A 17,835-nucleotide genomic window follows, 5' to 3' on the forward strand; every position below is an offset into this window, starting at 1 on the left:
TTTTATTAGTTATTAATTGTCCAAGAAAGGTAGTACATAGAGCCTATTAACCCTGTTCCAACAGCAGTGAAATATTCATCTCCGAAAAGATTTGTGGCTCCTGCCTTAAAAGTAGATTTTAGAGAAGGTACTCTATAGTTTATTTGAGCATCCATAACATGAAACGCAGGCACCTCGCCAGTTGCAAAAGAGGCTTCCCAAACATAATTATCACTCCATCTCCAGGCTACATTGAATCCGAAATTTTTGAATAAATCTGTATTGCCAAAAGACGCTTTTGCTTTATGTTCAGGAGTATTAAAGTTTGTTTGGAAGTTTGGATTGGCTTCTCTGTCAAAATCCAGTTTGGCATAGGTATAATTCATATCTAAGTCAAAACCTCCAAATATTTTAGTGCTAACTCCTATAGCGGCTCCGTAAGAACTTACATCTGCAGTTGAATTGGTGTAAGCACGAAATGCTTGAACATCAGAATTTGCTAATGCAGCTACGGCAACTGGAATATTGTTAGGCAGCCTTTGGGTTAATTGTACATCTCCATATAAGGGGTTTACAACATCTGTAGTGGCTATGAAATCTTTGTATTGGTTATAATAGGTGCTGAAATCAATAATAATTTTATCGATTTTACCTCTATACCCTATCTCAAAAGAACTTACTTGTTCTGGCTTCACTAGTCCTGGATTGGCTATTTGTAAATCGGCAGGGTTTTGAGATGCAGCAAATGCCACAACAGAACTTCTTGTGAAAGAGTTGTTGTATGCGCCTGAACCATCGTAAGTTAAGGAGTTAGACCCAATGATTGCTTTACCAGCTGTTGAAATTTGATCGCCACTAATAGTTCTTGTAAATCTTTCAGGATTATCTAGTGCACTACCAAGTAAAACAATCGGTCCTACATTAAACCCAATGTATAATGCTTGCGTATCTGGGTTTCTAAAGCCTGTTTGGAAAGAGGCTCTTATATTATGGTTTTCATTTTCGCCAATGTTATACCCTAAAGAAATTCTTGGAGAAAAGAATGGATCAAAAAGTTCAGATTTGTCATAGCGTAACGATGCCGTTAGTTTTAAACGGTCGTCTTCTAAGAATTTCTTCTGAATTTGTGTGTATAAACCATGTTCAGAGTATTTAATTTCATTCAACCTATCTGTATATATAGATCCAGATGAATTTAATACATATTGTCTTACAGAACCTCCAACTTGGATTTCTGCAAAATCTGTAAGATGACTAAAATTATAATTAGCATCTCCATGATAAATTTTAGATTCACTTTTAAGTTGGCTACCAGTTAATATATCTGGGTCGCTGGTTACCTTATTTAAAGCATTTATAAACTCTGGTGTACCAGGTTCAAATCTGCCAGTATCTGCTACTTGTCTAGCATTTGCGTGGGCTTCGTTACCATTTAAACCGGCTAGTGTGCCTGTTATAAAAGCACCGGTATACTCTCCAAACCATTGTTCGTCAGATTTCCATTGTCTGTTTACATTTACGCCTGTAAAAACCATGTCATAGGAGTCTCCTGCGTTATCTGCAGTCAAATAACCTCTAACAAAGAAGTTTTTATTTTTTATTTCTAGTTTGTGTTGTTGTAAAAAGAAATTTTCAATTCTATATCTATTAGATCCTTGGTATATTGTAGAACCAGATCCTATTTTACCAACGTATTGTATTTCAAAATCATCTTCCCATGGTCTAAAATAAAGTCCCCAATCTGATTTTATGCTTTCAGCATTATAATCGGTTAAGTCACTTTCTGCATAACCAGTTCTACTGACATTTACTGATGGAACTAGATTAGCAAGTGCAGGGTTTGGTAATCTGCCTAATTCTACGAGTCTGTTAGCTACAGTTTTAATATTTGTTGACACCAAATCTCCATAAATATTTACACCATCATAATCAATATTATTTTCTCTGGTACTATTATCATTATTTATGAAGGTATTGTTTCTGTTTTTTCCTCTCGTATCATTAGCAGCCCAATCCGTACCGCGTAAATAACTAAAGTTAATTTTACCCGCAAACTTATTACTAAATTTATGTGCAGCTCTTATACCGAAATCTTTATATTCATTATTTCCTGCAGCCTCTTGTGATGTAACACCTTGTTTATAATAGACACTTATTCCCTCATGATCAAAAGGATTCTTACTTCTCATGAATAAAATACCATTAAAAGCATTCGCTCCATAAAGTGCCGAAGAAGCACCGGGAAGTAATTCCACACTTTGCACATCGGTTTCTATCATCCCTAATAAGTTACCTAAAGGGAAGTTAAGTGTTGGTGTTGCATTATCCATACCATCTACCAATTGCATAAAACGGGTATTGGCAAATGTTGCGAAACCTCTGGTGTTAACAGATTTAAAAGTTAAACTATTGGTGTTAACGTCTACGCCTTTTAAATTCTCTAAACCATCATAAAACTCCGCAGAGGCAGTGTTTTTTATTTCTTTAAGTCCTAACCGTTCAACTGTTACAGGCGATTCGAAAATTCGTTCTGGCGTTCTGGAAGCAGAGATAACGACTTCATCTAAAGAAGTACCCTCTTTTAAAACGAAATTAATGGTTTGATTGGTTGTTGTTACTTCTACAGTTACGGTTTCAAACCCTACACTGCTTGCTTGAACAGAAAATGGAGGATTTTGATTGTAAGTAATTGTGAATTGGCCATCAAAATCTGTAACCGTACCCGTTGAGGTTCCAAGAATTAAGATGTTAGCTCCTGGAATGGGTTGACTATTATCATCAACTACAGAACCAGTAATTGTTGTTTGGGAATATGATAATCCACAAAAAAACAAAAATAAAAAAGGGAGAATTGTTTTCATTTATTTGATTAAGTTTAATTTTAGTCTAGCAATATATGTATATAAAGTATTACTTGCGCGTAAAAATATAAAAAAATTATGCGCGCATAGTATATTTTTTCAAAAAACACTATTAAAAATTATTATATCCTTAAAAATAAGTATAGAAAATAAGAATTCTAATGATTTCATAAAAATTTCAGGGGAATTGACACCTTTATTAGCCAATGAAAATTATTCTACAGTAACAGATTTAGCTAAATTTCTGGGTTGATCTACATCTTTATTAAGCATCACTGCAATGTGGTAAGATAATAATTGAAGGGGTATGGTTGTTAATAAAGGAGATAGTGATTCAAGAGTTTCAGGCACTTCTATAACATGATCTGCTAGTTCTTTAACCTGGGTATCTCCTTCTGTAACGATACCTATTATTTTACCTTTCCTGGATTTTATTTCTTGAATATTACTTACAACCTTCTCGTAATGGCCTTTTTTTGTTGCGATTACAACAATTGGCATATTTTCGTCAATCAAAGCAATAGGACCATGTTTCATTTCTGCGGCTGGATATCCCTCAGCATGAATGTATGATATTTCTTTTAATTTTAAGGCGCCTTCCAAAGCTACAGGGAAGTTATAACCTCTACCCAAATACAAACAATTTCTGGAGTTTTTATAAATTTCAGCAATCATTTTTATGTGTGCATCAGACTTTAAGGCCTTTTCAACTTTGTTAGGAATTAATTCTAATTCTAACAAATGTTGACGAAAATCGGAACTACTAATAGTGCCCTTGGCACGAGCCAACCTTAGGGCGATTAATGTTAAAACAGTTATTTGGGTTGTAAAAGCTTTAGTCGATGCAACCCCTATTTCAGGGCCTGCATGGGTGTAAGCACCAGCATGAGTTTCCCTAGCAATGGATGAGCCAACAACATTGCATACACCAAAAACAAAAGCACCTTTGGATTTTGCTAATTTTATGGCTGCTAGTGTATCAGCTGTTTCACCTGATTGTGAAATGGCTATAACCACATCATTTTCAGTAATCACAGGATTTCTATATCTAAATTCTGAGGCATACTCTACCTCGACCGGTATTCTGGCCAAATCCTCAAATATATATTCTGCAACTAGGCCGGCGTGCCAAGATGTACCACATGCTACTATAATGATACGGTTAGCATTGAGGAATTTTTTCATATTGTCTTCAACACCTGCCATTTTTATTATAGCATCATTTCTTAAAAGCCTTCCTCGGTAAGTGTCCTTTATAGCTTTTGGCTGTTCATATATTTCTTTTAGCATAAAGTGATCAAAACCACCTTTTTCTATTTGTTCTAAATTAATTTGAAGCTCTTGAACGTAAGTATCTACTAACGAATCATCTTTAATTTTTCTGATTTTAACACCTTTATGAAACCTAATGATGGCCATTTCTTCATCTTCTAGGTAAACAGCATTCTTTGTGTATTCTAGAAAAGGAGAGGCATCGCTTGCAATAAAAAACTCATCTTCATTTTCGCCAATTCCAATCGCGAGTGGACTTCCTAAACGGGCAACCACAACTTCTTCAGGTTTGTTTTTATCGAAAACTGCAATAGCATAGGCACCAATAACTTGATTTAATGCAATTTGAACTGCTTGACCAAGTTTGACCTTTTCCTGCGTTTTCACATCTTCAATCAAATTGATTAAAACTTCAGTATCGGTGTCAGATTGAAATGTATATCCTCTTGAGGTTAATTCCTGCTTCAGAGATTCATAATTCTCTATGATTCCATTATGAATAATCACAAGGTCTCCAGAGTTTGAAATATGTGGATGTGAATTTATATCATTAGGCACACCATGTGTAGCCCAACGGGTATGACCAATACCTACATTTCCATGTTTGGTAATTTCATTTTCCACTCGATTTTCTAAATCGGCTACTTTTCCTTTTGTTTTGGAAACTTTAAGATTGGTGCCGTCAAATAAGGCGATGCCAGCGCTATCATAGCCTCTGTACTCAAGCCTTTTTAGCCCTTCAATAATGATAGGATAAGCTTCACGAGGTCCGAGGTACCCAACAATTCCACACATGTATAATTAAATTTTTGATGTTGGTTTTAAAATTATCAGCAATTATAACCCTTAATTACCGACCTAAATATAATATAAATCGTTTATTTTAATGGGTTTTAATTTTAGATCTCATTAAAGGAATTTTAATTTCGATCGGGTTCAGTATAAAATATTTTAAATTTTAACTTCTTTTCTTCTGGAACATTTGTATTACTGCCATATAGAATGGTGCCTCTTGGACTAATTATTGCGGCCGCAGGAAATGCAGTAACATCATCATTACTATTTAAAATTTTATTAGTAGTTGTATAATTCACATTGTTTGATAGCACTAAGCCAATTTTGGTATTTGTAGAATCTCGCAATAAGATATTATTTAAATGTTCTGTAAGAATAATTTTATATCTTCCGCTAGAGTCTCTTTGGCCTAAACTTATTAATTTCGAATTAATGGCATTATTATTTTCAGTCGGATCTAATTGATAATCGACAGTTGGGGTGTTGTTATCAATATCATATGCATATATACGGTCATATTTATGGTAAACATCACCATTTTCATCTTCTTCATTAGGTATGCCTTCATCTTCATAAATAACTAAATGCGCTTCATTTATAAGTCTCCTCAAAATGTAATTCCCATTATTGTCCTTTTCATAGCCACCAAGTCCATTAGGTATTCTATAGGTGTTTAAAAAATCTTCTAAACCTTGATTGTTGCCCAAAATATCTACAACTCCCATGGAACCTGACGCACCTTTTAAATATAGTTTTTCATCACCTAAAACTGGATCACCATTTTGTAACGTTACTAGGTTGTAATTATTAATAAAAGTATTCACTCTGTTTCCAACAAAATTAAGAGTATAGGTTGATTGGGTTCTAGAGTCCGTTTCACCACTTGTATAATTAATAGTAATATTGGCGTTAGTTGAAGCTAAGTTCAGTAATATCATATTGCCATCATTTCCAACAGCTTCCACTTTAAGGTAAAGCCCTCTAAAATAATCTTTAAAATTATTCGCATTGCTCAATTCAGGTGAATCTTGTTTAGCAATGATTGTATTTGTCCAATATGAAATGTCTTCAGGGTCGTTTAGCGTAACTCTGTAGGCTGGAGCACTCCTTGTTTCAATTAAATTATCCCCTGAACCTGTTTTGGTTACAACGGCATTCGCAGTTGGTAGAAACTGTAAATCTTCATGAATTATTGCTGCAATATGATCGTCAAAATTTACATTACTGCTTCCAGTAAGTACAGAATTTAAAGTAGAATTTGCATTTGAATAAAAATTTTGAGCATTGTTTAGAGTAGAATTAGGATCAAAATCCCTTAAAAAATAATTATTTTGATAAATAGTAAGCTTAAATTCAGCTTCAGGATTCCCATATAGGGAGTCCAGTTTATATATGGCATTACTATTTTCATCTACTCCAATTTGTGTGCTAAAGTAAGGGATATTAACAACTACAGAATCAATAATGGGGTTAACGCCAAAATCTGGGTTAAACCTTGCAGGTGTTACTTGAGTTACAATACTAGCTATGGTTGTTCCGTAAGAAGGGTCTTTGAAAACACCCAGTAAATTAGAGGCTAAACCATTTACTTGTAAAGAATCTAACTTTTTATTGTAGGCCGAAACTACTATAACATCAGAGTTGGTATTGAAGTTTGAATTTTCTTTTCCAAGTACATCACTTTCTATTGATGTAAAATCTTTATCACAACTCACTAAAATTAAAAAAAATAGTGTAAATATAGTAGGGAATTTAAGAGCTTTTATGATTTTTTTCATACGTAATTGGATAAATGTAGTGTTTAGCTTAAAACGTCGTTATTGAAAAATGTTGTGTAAGCTTCACCAAATTCATCTTTACTTTTATATTCTAGAACAGGTTTTTTTGATGCTTTTAAATAATTGGTCAATTCTTCAGGAATACTTTCAGAGCCAATAATCAATGCATCAGAATAATCAATGGCAACTTTCATTAAATTGTTATAAGATGGCTCCTCCAATACATTAATAACTTCTTCATTAATGTTGTCAAATTTAATCTTATTAACCATATCTTTATTTAAGGTATTGTTAAAACTTTGATTATATACAGAGGTTACTATTTTGCTTTCGTTAAACAAAGGCTCATCTTTATAATATTCCTTTAGATATAAGGGTAATAAAGATGCTAACCAGCCGTGTACATGAATAATATCGGGGGACCAATTTAGTTTCTTAACGGTTTCAATGACCCCTTTTGCAAAGAAAATAGCACGTTCATCATTATCTGAAAATAATTTTCCGTCTTCATCGGTTAAAGTTGCTTTACGCTTAAAATATTCATCGTTATCAATAAAATATACCTGAATACGCTCTTTTGGTATGGATGCCACTTTAATAATGAGAGGCATATCCAAATCGTTAATCACTAAATTAATTCCGGATAATCTTATAACTTCATGTAATTGGTGTCTTCGTTCATTAATATTGCCGTATCGGGGCATAAATATTCTTATTTGTCCTCCTTGTTGGTTTACCAACCTAGGAGCTTCAAAGGACATTGAAGAAATTTCAGTTTCAGGTAAATAGGGCACTACTTCAGATGATACATATAATATCCTCTTATCTTTCATGTGTATGTGTTTATCGTTTTTCAATGACCATATGTAACATCCAAAAAACCAAGCTTTCGAGGGCGCGTATTTTTAGATATGTATGTTTCATATGTTTGTTTTGTTGACTTAAAATGATATTTAAACCATTAGCAATTATATATTTCTTTTAAAGAGAAATTCTGTAAAGCGAGTTTTTATATTTGGTCTGCTTTTGAAAATTCAAAATAAAAAACATGCAAAAATACAAAAATTTATGCTAATTGGTTGTAAAATCTTAAGTTTGCACGCGTTAATTTTTTATTAAATCGTGGAAGTTTACTCCAAAAAACAACAAATAATAAGTGCTATAAATGCTTTAAGGCATAAAAACCAAACATTAGGTTTGGTTCCTACTATGGGCGCATTGCACCGGGGTCATCTACAATTGGTAAAAAAAGCCTTGGAGAACAACAACATGGTGGTTGTTAGTATTTTTGTAAACCCTACACAGTTTGATAACAAGGAGGACTTAGAGAAATATCCAAGAACACTTGAGAAAGATGTTGCCTTGCTTAAAACAGTAAACAAAACAAATATTTTGGTTTATGCACCAACGGTTGATGATATGTATGATGGACTTACCGTTTCGCAAAAATTTGACTTTGATGGATTGGAGTTTGAAATGGAAGGCAAATTTAGAAACGGACATTTTGATGGGGTGGGCACGATTGTAAAACGTTTTTTTGAAATTATTAAACCAAACAACGCTTATTTTGGCGAGAAAGATTTTCAACAATTAGCCATTATTAAAAAACTAGTTGAAAAACATAACATACCGGTAAATATCGTAGGCTGTAAAATACACCGCGAAGTTAATGGTTTAGCCATGAGTTCCCGGAATACTAGGTTGAAACCAGAACACAAAGCAGAAGCGCCATTCATTTATAAAACCTTAAAAACTGCCAAACAGCATTTTGGCATAAAAAGTGCTAATAAGGTTACAGAATGGGTTGAAAAACGGTTTGCTAAGAATGATTTGTTACAATTAGAATATTTCATTATTGCAGATGCAAAAACCTTAAAACCAATAAAACGAAAATCGAATAAAAAAACATACAGAGCTTTTATAGCAGTATATGCGGATGATATAAGACTCATTGATAATATCGCTCTAAATTAATTATCTTTGCCTCATGCAAATTCAAGTAGTAAAATCTAAAATACATAGAGTTAAATGCACTGGTGCAGAACTCAACTATATAGGCAGTATCACTATTGATGAAGATTTAATGGATGCTGCCAACATTATACAAGGTGAAAAAGTTCAAATTGTTAATAATGATAATGGAGAGCGTTTGGAAACCTATTGCATTCCAGGCCCACGAAATAGCGGTGAAATCACCTTAAATGGTGCTGCAGCCAGAAAAGTTTCTGTAGGGGATACTTTAATTTTAATTACTTATGCTTTTATGGATATAGAGGCAGCTAAAGGATTTAAACCTTCTTTAGTGTTTCCTGATGAAGCCACTAATTTGTTAAAATAAATACTTTTCAAAGTCCATTAGAGGTATTTAGTAAATAATAATTCAGATAATTTAACTGATTATCAAAAACTTGTGAAATTTTAAATAGATGAAAATTAATATAAAAAGGCTATTAAAAATTTCACTTCCACTATTACTGGGCGTTTTTCTTGTTTGGTATTCACTATCTCAAATTTCTATCGAGGAGTTACTTAAATACTTCAAAGAAGCTAATTATGCCTTTGTTGTTTTAGGAATGTTTCTGGGTCTTTTAAGTCACCTTTCTCGTGCTTATCGTTGGCGTTTTCAATTAGAACCTATGGGTTACAAAATTAAGTTAGGCAACAGTATCATGGCTGTTTTTGCAACCTATTTGATCAATTATACCATTCCCAGAGCTGGCGAAGTTGCGCGAGCATCGATACTTACTAATTACGAAGACGTGCCTTTTGAAAAAGGAATAGGAACCATTGTTGCCGAACGTATTGCCGATATGTTTGTCATGTTAGGAATCATTATTATTACTCTGTTTCTGGAGTTCGATTTTATATACGGTTTTTTAATTGGCAAATTCAATCCCATAAAACTTTTAGTGGCTACTATTTTAGTAGTTCTTTTATTAGTTTTTATTTTAAGATTTGTAAAAAAAGGACGCTCAAAATTCGCTTTAAAAATTAAAGAATTTGTAACTGGATTAATTGAGGGGGCATTAAGTATTTTTAAAATGAAAAAGAAATGGGCCTTTATTTTTCATACCCTATTTATTTGGGCTATGTATGTGCTTATGTTTTATGTGACATCTTTTTCCTTGCAGCAAACCAGTGATATTCCCTTTGCAGCTATTTTAATTGGTTTTATAGCAGCCAGTTTTAGTATCGCGGCTACAAATGGTGGTATTGGCTCATATCCAGAGGCTGTTGTTTTGGCATTTTTATTGTTTGGCATCCCTGATGATCCAAGTCGCGCTTTTGGTTGGATTATGTGGGCATCTCAAACTTTAATGATTATTATTTTTGGAGGTTTATCACTTATTTATCTACCTATTTTTAACAGAAAAAAATTGCCAAAACGTATTTGAAAGTTGTTTATAGCTTACAAAAACTTTGCTTTTTATCTCTACTTAAATTTATTACCTTGGCGGTATAAAATCTCAAATCATTTTTAAAATGAATAAAGCAATCTGTTTCTTTTTATGTCTGTTTTGCACAAATTATGTATGTAAGGCCCAAGTTAAATATGAAACTATTCAATCTTCAAAATTAGGTGAAGAACGCCAATTAAAAATTCAATTACCCAGAGGATATAGTTCAAATGATGATAAAACCTACCCATTGTTTGTTGTTTTAGACGGCGATTATATGTTTGAAGCAGTAGCTGGAAATGTGGATTATTTTTCATATTGGGAAGATATGCCAGAATCAATTGTCGTAGGAGTTAATCAAATAGATAAACGGTATGATGACAGTATGTACTCCGAACAAAATTCATTACCAATTGAAACAGGAGCTGCTTTTTTTGAGTTTATTGGAATGGAACTGATTCCATACATGGAAAATACCTATAAATCAGGAGGTTTTAGGGTGGCTGTTGGCCATAGTGAAACCGCAAATTTTATCAATTATTATCTATTAAAACCGAATCCTTTGTTTCAAGGTTATATATCGGTTAGCCCAGAATTAGCTCCAAATATGTTGGATTATATACCTGAAGTTTTAGGTAAAACGCAATCTAAAATATTCTATTATTTGGCAAATACCAATAATGATATCTCTTCCATAAAACAAATGACAGATGCCTTAAATAAAGACATTTCGGCTATTGAAAATGACTATCTGTTCTATGATTTTGACAGCTTTGAAGGGCCTTCACATTATTCAGTACCAACGCACGCTATTCCCAATGCCATTGAAGGCATGTTTAAAGTATACCAGCCTATTTCTAAAAAAGAGTACCAAGAAGTTATTTTAAAGTTAGAGGGTTCACCTGTAGTTTACCTTGAAGAAAAGTATCAAACCATTAGAGATTTATTTGGTATAGAAAAGCAAGTTTTGATCAATGATTTTAAAGCAATTTCTGCAGCTATTGAAAAGAATGAAACGTTTGAGTATTACGAAGAGTTAGGTAAAATAGCACGTAAAGAATATCCTGAAACCTTATTAGGGTTATACTATTTAGCACGTTTTTATGAAGAAACCGGAGAGCCAAAGAAAGCCATGAGAACGTATCAATCAGCTTATACTTTAAGTGAAATTGCAGGTATCACAAAAGATTTGGTTTTGGAGAAAGCAGATTTAATTAAAGCAGACTTCGGGTATTAATGGCTAAAGTAAAAACCACGTTTTTTTGTCAGAACTGTGGCACGCAATATGCGAAATGGCAGGGACAATGCAATGCTTGTAAAGAATGGAATACCATTGTTGAAGAAGTTATACAAAAACCAGAAAAAAGTGATTGGAAATCAGTAACATCAACAAGTAAAAGGGCTTCAATACCTTTGCGCATAAGGGACATTGATACCACTAAAGAAATCCGTTTGGATACTTTTGATGGTGAGTTAAATCGTGTTTTAGGCGGAGGCATCGTACCTGGGTCGTTAACCCTTTTAGGAGGCGAACCAGGAATAGGTAAAAGCACCTTATTACTTCAAATCTCCTTGAAACTGCCTTATAAAACACTTTATGTTTCAGGTGAAGAAAGCCAAAAGCAAATAAAAATGCGTGCAGAGCGCATTAATCCTAGTAATAACAATTGCTATATTTTAACTGAGACTAAAACTCAAAATATTTTCAAGCAAATTGAATCTTTAGAACCTGATATTGTAATAATAGATTCCATTCAAACACTACATAGCGATTATATTGAATCGTCTTCAGGAAGTATATCTCAAATAAAAGAATGTACTGCCGAACTTATTAAATTTGCAAAAGAGTCTGCTACACCTGTGATTTTAATTGGTCATATTACTAAAGATGGCCATATCGCTGGTCCTAAAATATTAGAGCATATGGTAGATACGGTACTTCAATTTGAAGGCGATAGAAACCATGTTTTCAGAATTTTGAGAGCTCATAAAAACCGTTTTGGCTCTACAAACGAATTGGGTATATACGAAATGCAAGGGTCTGGTTTACGTGAAGTTTCCAATCCATCCGAGATTTTAATATCAAAAAAGGATGAAGAACTTTCTGGTAATGCCATTGCCGCTACTTTGGAAGGCATGCGCCCTTTGATGATTGAAGTCCAAGCTTTAGTGAGTACCGCTGTTTATGGGACACCGCAGCGAAGTGCTACCGGATTTAATGCGAAACGATTAAATATGCTTTTAGCAGTTTTGGAAAAGCGTGCCGGATTTAGATTGGGTGCTAAAGATGTATTTTTAAATATTACAGGTGGGATAACCGTTGATGATCCCGCCATAGATTTAGCGGTGGTAGCCTCTATTTTATCCTCAAATGAAGATGTAGCCCTTCCAAAAGATATCTGTTTTGCTGCAGAGGTGGGACTATCTGGCGAAATTCGTCCGGTTCAGAAAGTGGAACAACGTATTTTAGAGGCAGAAAAATTAGGATTTTCAACCATTTTTATATCCAAATACAATAAAATTTCACTAAAAAACACAGCGATTAAAATTCAATTAATTTCCAAAATTGAAGATTTGGCACCTCTTTTGACTTAAAAAAACTTTTCGTAAAAATATCGTATTTCGTAAAAATAATCGTTTCATCTTAAAAAAATAACACTTCATCGAATTTTTATTAGGTTTTATCGATTTTTTAAATTAATATTGTAGCTGTTTTAATCAGTTAATCAGAAATAAACAATGATTTTTTAATTTAAAAATAAAATGTTATTCATCCTTTTTTTATGCATTTCATGTGTTTTGTTGTGCTTTTAATTGGATTTTTTTAATGTTTTGTCGAAAAATAAGTGTCTTTTAATAAAAACAGTTTAATAAAATTTAATATTGCTAATGATTAATTTCAGAACATTCTATACATTCTGACGATTAATAGTCTTCCCTCAAAGATTTTTTATAATCCATTTTACTAGAATATAGGTTAAGAAGTACAATAAGTTAAATAGTCCCAAACTATTAAATTTTAACCTATGAAAAAAATACTACTTTTTAAAACAGTGTTTGTTATTCTATTTTTTGTGTCAAATACTTCTTTTGCACAAGATACGGATGGAGATACTATATCTGATGTTGATGAAATCGCAGACGGAACAGATACAGATGGCGACGGTATTTTGAATTATTTAGACTTGGATAGTGATAATGACGGTGTTTTGGATTCTGAAGAAAAAAGAATAGACACTGATGGAGATGGTATTTATAACTACTTAGATTTAGACAGTGATAACGATGGATGCTATGATTCAAGAGAGTCCGGCGGAACAGATAGTAATAATGATGGTGTTTTAGACGGAACGGGAATTAATTCTAATGGCCGGGTAATAGGAGGTTCTGGTGGATATAATGGGGTTAACGGCGACGAAATCGAGGCGTCCAACCTTACCGTTTCCTCAACACCAAACAATCGAACTGAAAATGCAGGTAATTCTACCTCTTTTAGTGTTAGTGCTTCTTCACGTAGAACAACAACTTTTAATAGTGGAAATCCGAATTATTCCAACGGAAGTTCCCAAAACGCCAATTCACGAATAAACTACCAATGGTACCTTGGAAATCCTGCTTCAGGTGGAACAGCGCTATCAAATTCAGGAGTTTATAGTGGTGTTACCAATTCGACTTTAAGTATAAGTGATGTAACAGGCCTAAATGGGAATGTTTATTATGTTTTGTTAACCCACGATAATAATGTTTGTATTTATGAAACCTATTCAGCAACATTAACGGTTATTGATCCATGTGATGCAGTAGCATCTGGTAATTTGGATACCGATGGCGATGGAGTAAGTGACATTTGTGACTTAGATGATGATAATGATGGAATCATTGATACTTATGAGTGTTCCGCAACTATCCAGTTTGATAACGCAGCTGTTTTAACTGCTACAGATTTAAATGATGTAAAAGAAGGGGAGAAAGTTATTTATTCCAACGCCCTTTTATTTCAAAATAAATATTACGATATAATTGTAACCATTACAGAAATAAATGGAACATTCAGAGTTGATTGTAACAATGAAATAAGAATAGATGGTTTTGATGCCAGTGCCGACGAGTATGTAACATATTCATTTGATTTAGTTGAATCTGGAACGGCTACACCATCGAATCCCATTGGCGAACCGGCCATTTTATACGGCATTATTTTAGAATCTAGAGATATTGACCACAGAGTTGGAGATGACTTTACTGAGATCGCTGGATTTAATCCATCTACAGTTACTTCTTCAATAACAGGTTATTTGTCTCCAACAACAAATTTAGAGCAAGCTGGATTTATTAATGGTGGTGGACCTGCTGGGTTCATTAATTATAGATTAGATCCTACAATAGCTGGGTCCCCTACCGATTGGGAAGACGAGCCAGATGATGGAGGAACTCAGGGAGATGATCCTGATTTCTACTTATATATGGAGTTTGATATTTTTTCACATGTAGATTTAGTTTATGGCGCTACGGGTACAGTTACAACTAGTACACGATTAACCAATTTTGGGGTTAGTTCTAAATGTGATATTGACAACGATTTAATTTTGGATACTCTGGATATTGATAGTGATAATGATGGTATACCAGATAATGTTGAAGCTCAGCCAACCATTGGCTATATACCACCAAGTGGAATTAGTTCAAGTATTATAGATCTAAATAATAATGGTTTAGACGATGTTTATGAATCTGCCATGGGAGGTATCGATTTATTTGATGTTGAAGACACCGATGGAGATAAATTAAAAGATTATTTAGATAGTGATACGGATAACGACGGAATCCCTGATATACAAGAAAATGGGCAAGCCAGTGTTTTAAGTGGTATAGACTCAGATAATGATGGTTTAGATGATGTTTTTGATGCTGTTTTGGCTTATATAGACATTAATGATGAAGTCACTAGTGGAGATATTGCAGATTTAACAGCTTCTTTCGGAGATGTAGATTTTGACGCCACCATAGGAGGTGATTTAGATTATAGGGATATGTTCGATATTAATCCACCAGCAATCGCCACAATAGATTTTGATGGTGTGGATGATTACCTGTCAAGAGATTCATTTATAAGTGGATTAAGTGATGTAACTATTATGGCTTGGGTTAAAACGGATTCAGGCAACACCACAAATATGGTTATTGCTAGTGAAGATATAGCACTTAAATTATGGCTAGAAGCGGGGCATCATCCAGCTTTTAGTGTCTCAACAAATGGTAGTACTCAGCAAACCATAGGTGGAGTGGGTAATTCTGAGATTAACTACGATGAGTGGCACCATTTAACAGGCGTTTTTTCCGCCAGTACTGGTGAAATAAAATTGTACGTAGATGGTGTGCTAGAAGACTCAGCGAGCGTTTCTGGAACCAACCTAACACAAAGTTCGGATACCAGTGATGTTTTTGAGATAGGAAGGTTTTCAAATGAATTATTAGACAATCAATATTTTAAAGGAGATATTGATGAAGTTCGTGTTTTCAATATGATACTTACCGACGATCAAATACAACAAATGGTTTATCAAGAAATTGAAGAAAACTCCGGAAATGTTAAAGGAACAATCGTTCAGAAAGATATTAAGGATATAGCTACAGGTAATACAGTTCCTTGGGTAAATTTGATAGCTTACTATCCAATGACCGATATTAAAATGGGAAGAACTAAAGATTTTTCAAGTTATGATAATTTCCTATATATTAATTGGATTACAACCATTCAGGATCAAACGGCGCCGATGCCTTATGTGGCAATAAATTCAGGTTCTTGGTCTAACGAATCTACTTGGTTACACGGCGATGTTTGGGATATAGAAAACGCTGCAGCAACCAATGATTATGGTATTGTAAAAATTTCGAATGATGTAACAGTGGGCCACGATTTAAAACAAGTAGGGTTAATCATAGATTCTGGTCAAAAATTAACTGTACAAGGAGATCATTTCGTTGAAAACAGTTGGTATTTAGAATTGAATGGTACTTTAGATTTAGAAGACGATTCACAGCTCATTCAAACGGTAGATAGTGATTTAGTGACCTCAGCAGATGGTAAAATATTAAGACGCCAAGAAGGAACAGCAAGTGCCTTTTGGTACAATTATTGGTCATCACCAGTTGGGGCAATAGGCGCAACCGCCTTATCAAACAACAATGCTGCCACTAACAATGCTAATAATTCACCATTTTCTTTAAATATGCTGAAGGATGAGGCAGGTAACAATTGTCTGTTCACGTCATCTTATACAGGAAATGGAAATGTAAGTACTTATTGGTTGTTCACCTATATAAATGGTTTGACCTATTGGGATTGGGCACGTATTACAACATCAACGGCCCTGATCCCAGGTGTGGGTTATACTCAAAAGGGAACGGGTATACCAGCTTCCGAACAACAATACATTTTTGAAGGAAAACCAAATAACGGTACTATTTTGGTGAGTGTGACTGATAGAGGTGGTCCAGGATCTGTACCTAACGCCTCAAAAACAGAATTCCTCTTAGGGAATCCTTACCCTTCAGCTATAGATATTCATAAATTTATTGATGATAATGTGGGAGTCATAGATGGAACATTACACCTATGGCAACAATGGAGCGGGTCATCCCATAACTTGAATGATTACAATGGAGGTTATGCCCAAGTAAATAAACTAGGATCAACAAGAGCGTATCAATTTGTTGGGTTTTATGGCGCAAATAATGGTTCTCAAGATGGAACGATTGTACCAACAAGGTATCTGCCTGTAGGGCAAGGATTTATTACAGAAATAATAGCCAGTGGTAATGTAGAGTTTAATAACAGTCAGCGTGTATTTATTAAAGAAGTAGATGCCGATGGAACCTATAATAATGGATCTGTATTTTCTAAAACGGCCAATGGTAAATCATCAAAAGGCAATGCTTCAAAAGAAAATACATCAAACGGCGACATGAAAAAAATCCGTTTAGAACTAAATTCAACATCGGGTCCAGCAACCCGAAGAGAATTATTGCTCGGGTTCAGTGACTATACCAGTGATGCATTTGATTATGGCTATGATGCAAAATGTACCGACTCTAACAACAACGATTTAAATCTAGATCTGAACGGTCAAAACATGAACATACAGGCCTATGGTGAAATTACTAACGACAAGATAGTGCCTTTAAACTTTAAATCATCGGGCGACAATGCATTTGAAATAAGAATTACCGAGATGGAAAACATTGACGAAAACCAAGAAATCTATTTAAAGGATAATTTAACTGATGCCTATTTTGATTTACGAACTGGGGAACCATATGGATTCACATCAACCCAAGGCAAGTTTAATGAACGTTTTGAGATAGTATTCCAAAGTCAATCACAGGTATTAAGTATAGAAGAAGCTTTAGCTTCAGAAAATTATATGTATTATCAAAATACAACCAATACATTTTATGTTAAAAAATTAAATAGCGAGGTTAAAAACCTAGCTTTAATAAATATGCGAGGGCAAAGAATACTAGAGCTTGAGGATGTTACAACAACAAATCTAGAAAACGGTATTCGATTTGAAAATATGTCAACAGGCGCCTACGTTGTTTGTTTAAGAACAGAGAACAATGAAGTATTAACCAAAAAAATCATTATCAACTAAAAGTGTTTCTCACTAAAAGTAAAAAAGCCAAAACATTTGTTTTGGCTTTTTTTATGATATTAATTAATCGTTTCGTGATAAATTCTTATTTTCGCGC

At 33.9% G+C, this 17,835-nt stretch carries 10 protein-coding genes; 6 read left to right on the top strand and 4 right to left on the bottom strand.

All coding sequences use genetic code 11. The features are described 5' to 3' along the window. Positions 1-5: 5 nt before the first annotated feature. The 4 genes from ABD963_RS03630 to ABD963_RS03645 form a co-directional block, all read right to left on the bottom strand. Positions 6-2,840 carry a TonB-dependent receptor gene (locus ABD963_RS03630; protein WP_345275573.1) on the bottom strand — a complete coding sequence of 945 codons (2,835 nt, stop codon included), beginning with the start codon at positions 2,838-2,840 and terminating at the stop codon, positions 6-8. Between the two features lie 213 nt (positions 2,841-3,053). After that, on the bottom strand, positions 3,054-4,907 hold the full coding sequence (gene glmS / locus ABD963_RS03635; protein WP_345275574.1) for a glutamine--fructose-6-phosphate transaminase (isomerizing): 1,854 nt from the start codon (positions 4,905-4,907) through the stop codon (positions 3,054-3,056). A 125-nt stretch (positions 4,908-5,032) separates the two neighbouring features. Continuing rightward, a complete protein-coding gene (gene bamH / locus ABD963_RS03640; RefSeq protein ID WP_345275575.1) occupies positions 5,033-6,685 on the bottom strand; it encodes a BamH family beta-barrel-assembly machinery protein in 1,653 nt (550 codons plus the stop codon). A gap of 23 nt (positions 6,686-6,708) precedes the next feature. After that, entirely contained in the window at positions 6,709-7,518 is an 810-nt protein-coding gene (locus tag ABD963_RS03645) for a glycogen/starch synthase (RefSeq protein WP_345275576.1), read from the bottom strand. A gap of 289 nt (positions 7,519-7,807) precedes the next feature. Here ABD963_RS03645 and panC point away from each other — a divergent pair, with 289 nt between their 5' ends. From panC to ABD963_RS03675, 6 genes are all read left to right on the top strand, one after another. Continuing rightward, a complete protein-coding gene (gene panC / locus ABD963_RS03650) occupies positions 7,808-8,659 on the top strand; it encodes a pantoate--beta-alanine ligase (RefSeq protein ID WP_345275577.1) in 852 nt (283 codons plus the stop codon). Between the two features lie 13 nt (positions 8,660-8,672). Then, the gene (gene panD, locus ABD963_RS03655; protein ID WP_345275578.1) at positions 8,673-9,023 is read left to right on the top strand and encodes an aspartate 1-decarboxylase; all 351 of its coding nucleotides are present in this window, start codon (positions 8,673-8,675) and stop codon (positions 9,021-9,023) included. A gap of 88 nt (positions 9,024-9,111) precedes the next feature. Next, positions 9,112-10,080, top strand: a complete 969-nt coding sequence (locus ABD963_RS03660) for a lysylphosphatidylglycerol synthase transmembrane domain-containing protein (RefSeq protein ID WP_345275579.1) — start codon at positions 9,112-9,114, stop codon at positions 10,078-10,080. 88 nt (positions 10,081-10,168) lie between these two features. After that, complete coding sequence (locus ABD963_RS03665) at positions 10,169-11,320, top strand: alpha/beta hydrolase (RefSeq protein ID WP_345275580.1); 1,152 nt, start codon at positions 10,169-10,171, stop codon at positions 11,318-11,320. Next, a complete protein-coding gene (gene radA / locus ABD963_RS03670; RefSeq protein WP_345275581.1) occupies positions 11,320-12,678 on the top strand; it encodes a DNA repair protein RadA in 1,359 nt (452 codons plus the stop codon). The genes ABD963_RS03665 and radA overlap by 1 nt, the downstream gene beginning before the upstream one ends. A 431-nt stretch (positions 12,679-13,109) precedes the next feature. Beyond that, the gene (locus tag ABD963_RS03675) at positions 13,110-17,738 is read left to right on the top strand and encodes a LamG-like jellyroll fold domain-containing protein (RefSeq protein ID WP_345275582.1); all 4,629 of its coding nucleotides are present in this window, start codon (positions 13,110-13,112) and stop codon (positions 17,736-17,738) included. Positions 17,739-17,835: the final 97 nt, after the last annotated feature.

Origin of the sequence: Litoribaculum gwangyangense (assembly GCF_039543505.1) — a bacterium.
GTDB classification, from domain to species: Bacteria; Bacteroidota; Bacteroidia; order Flavobacteriales; family Flavobacteriaceae; genus Litoribaculum; species Litoribaculum gwangyangense.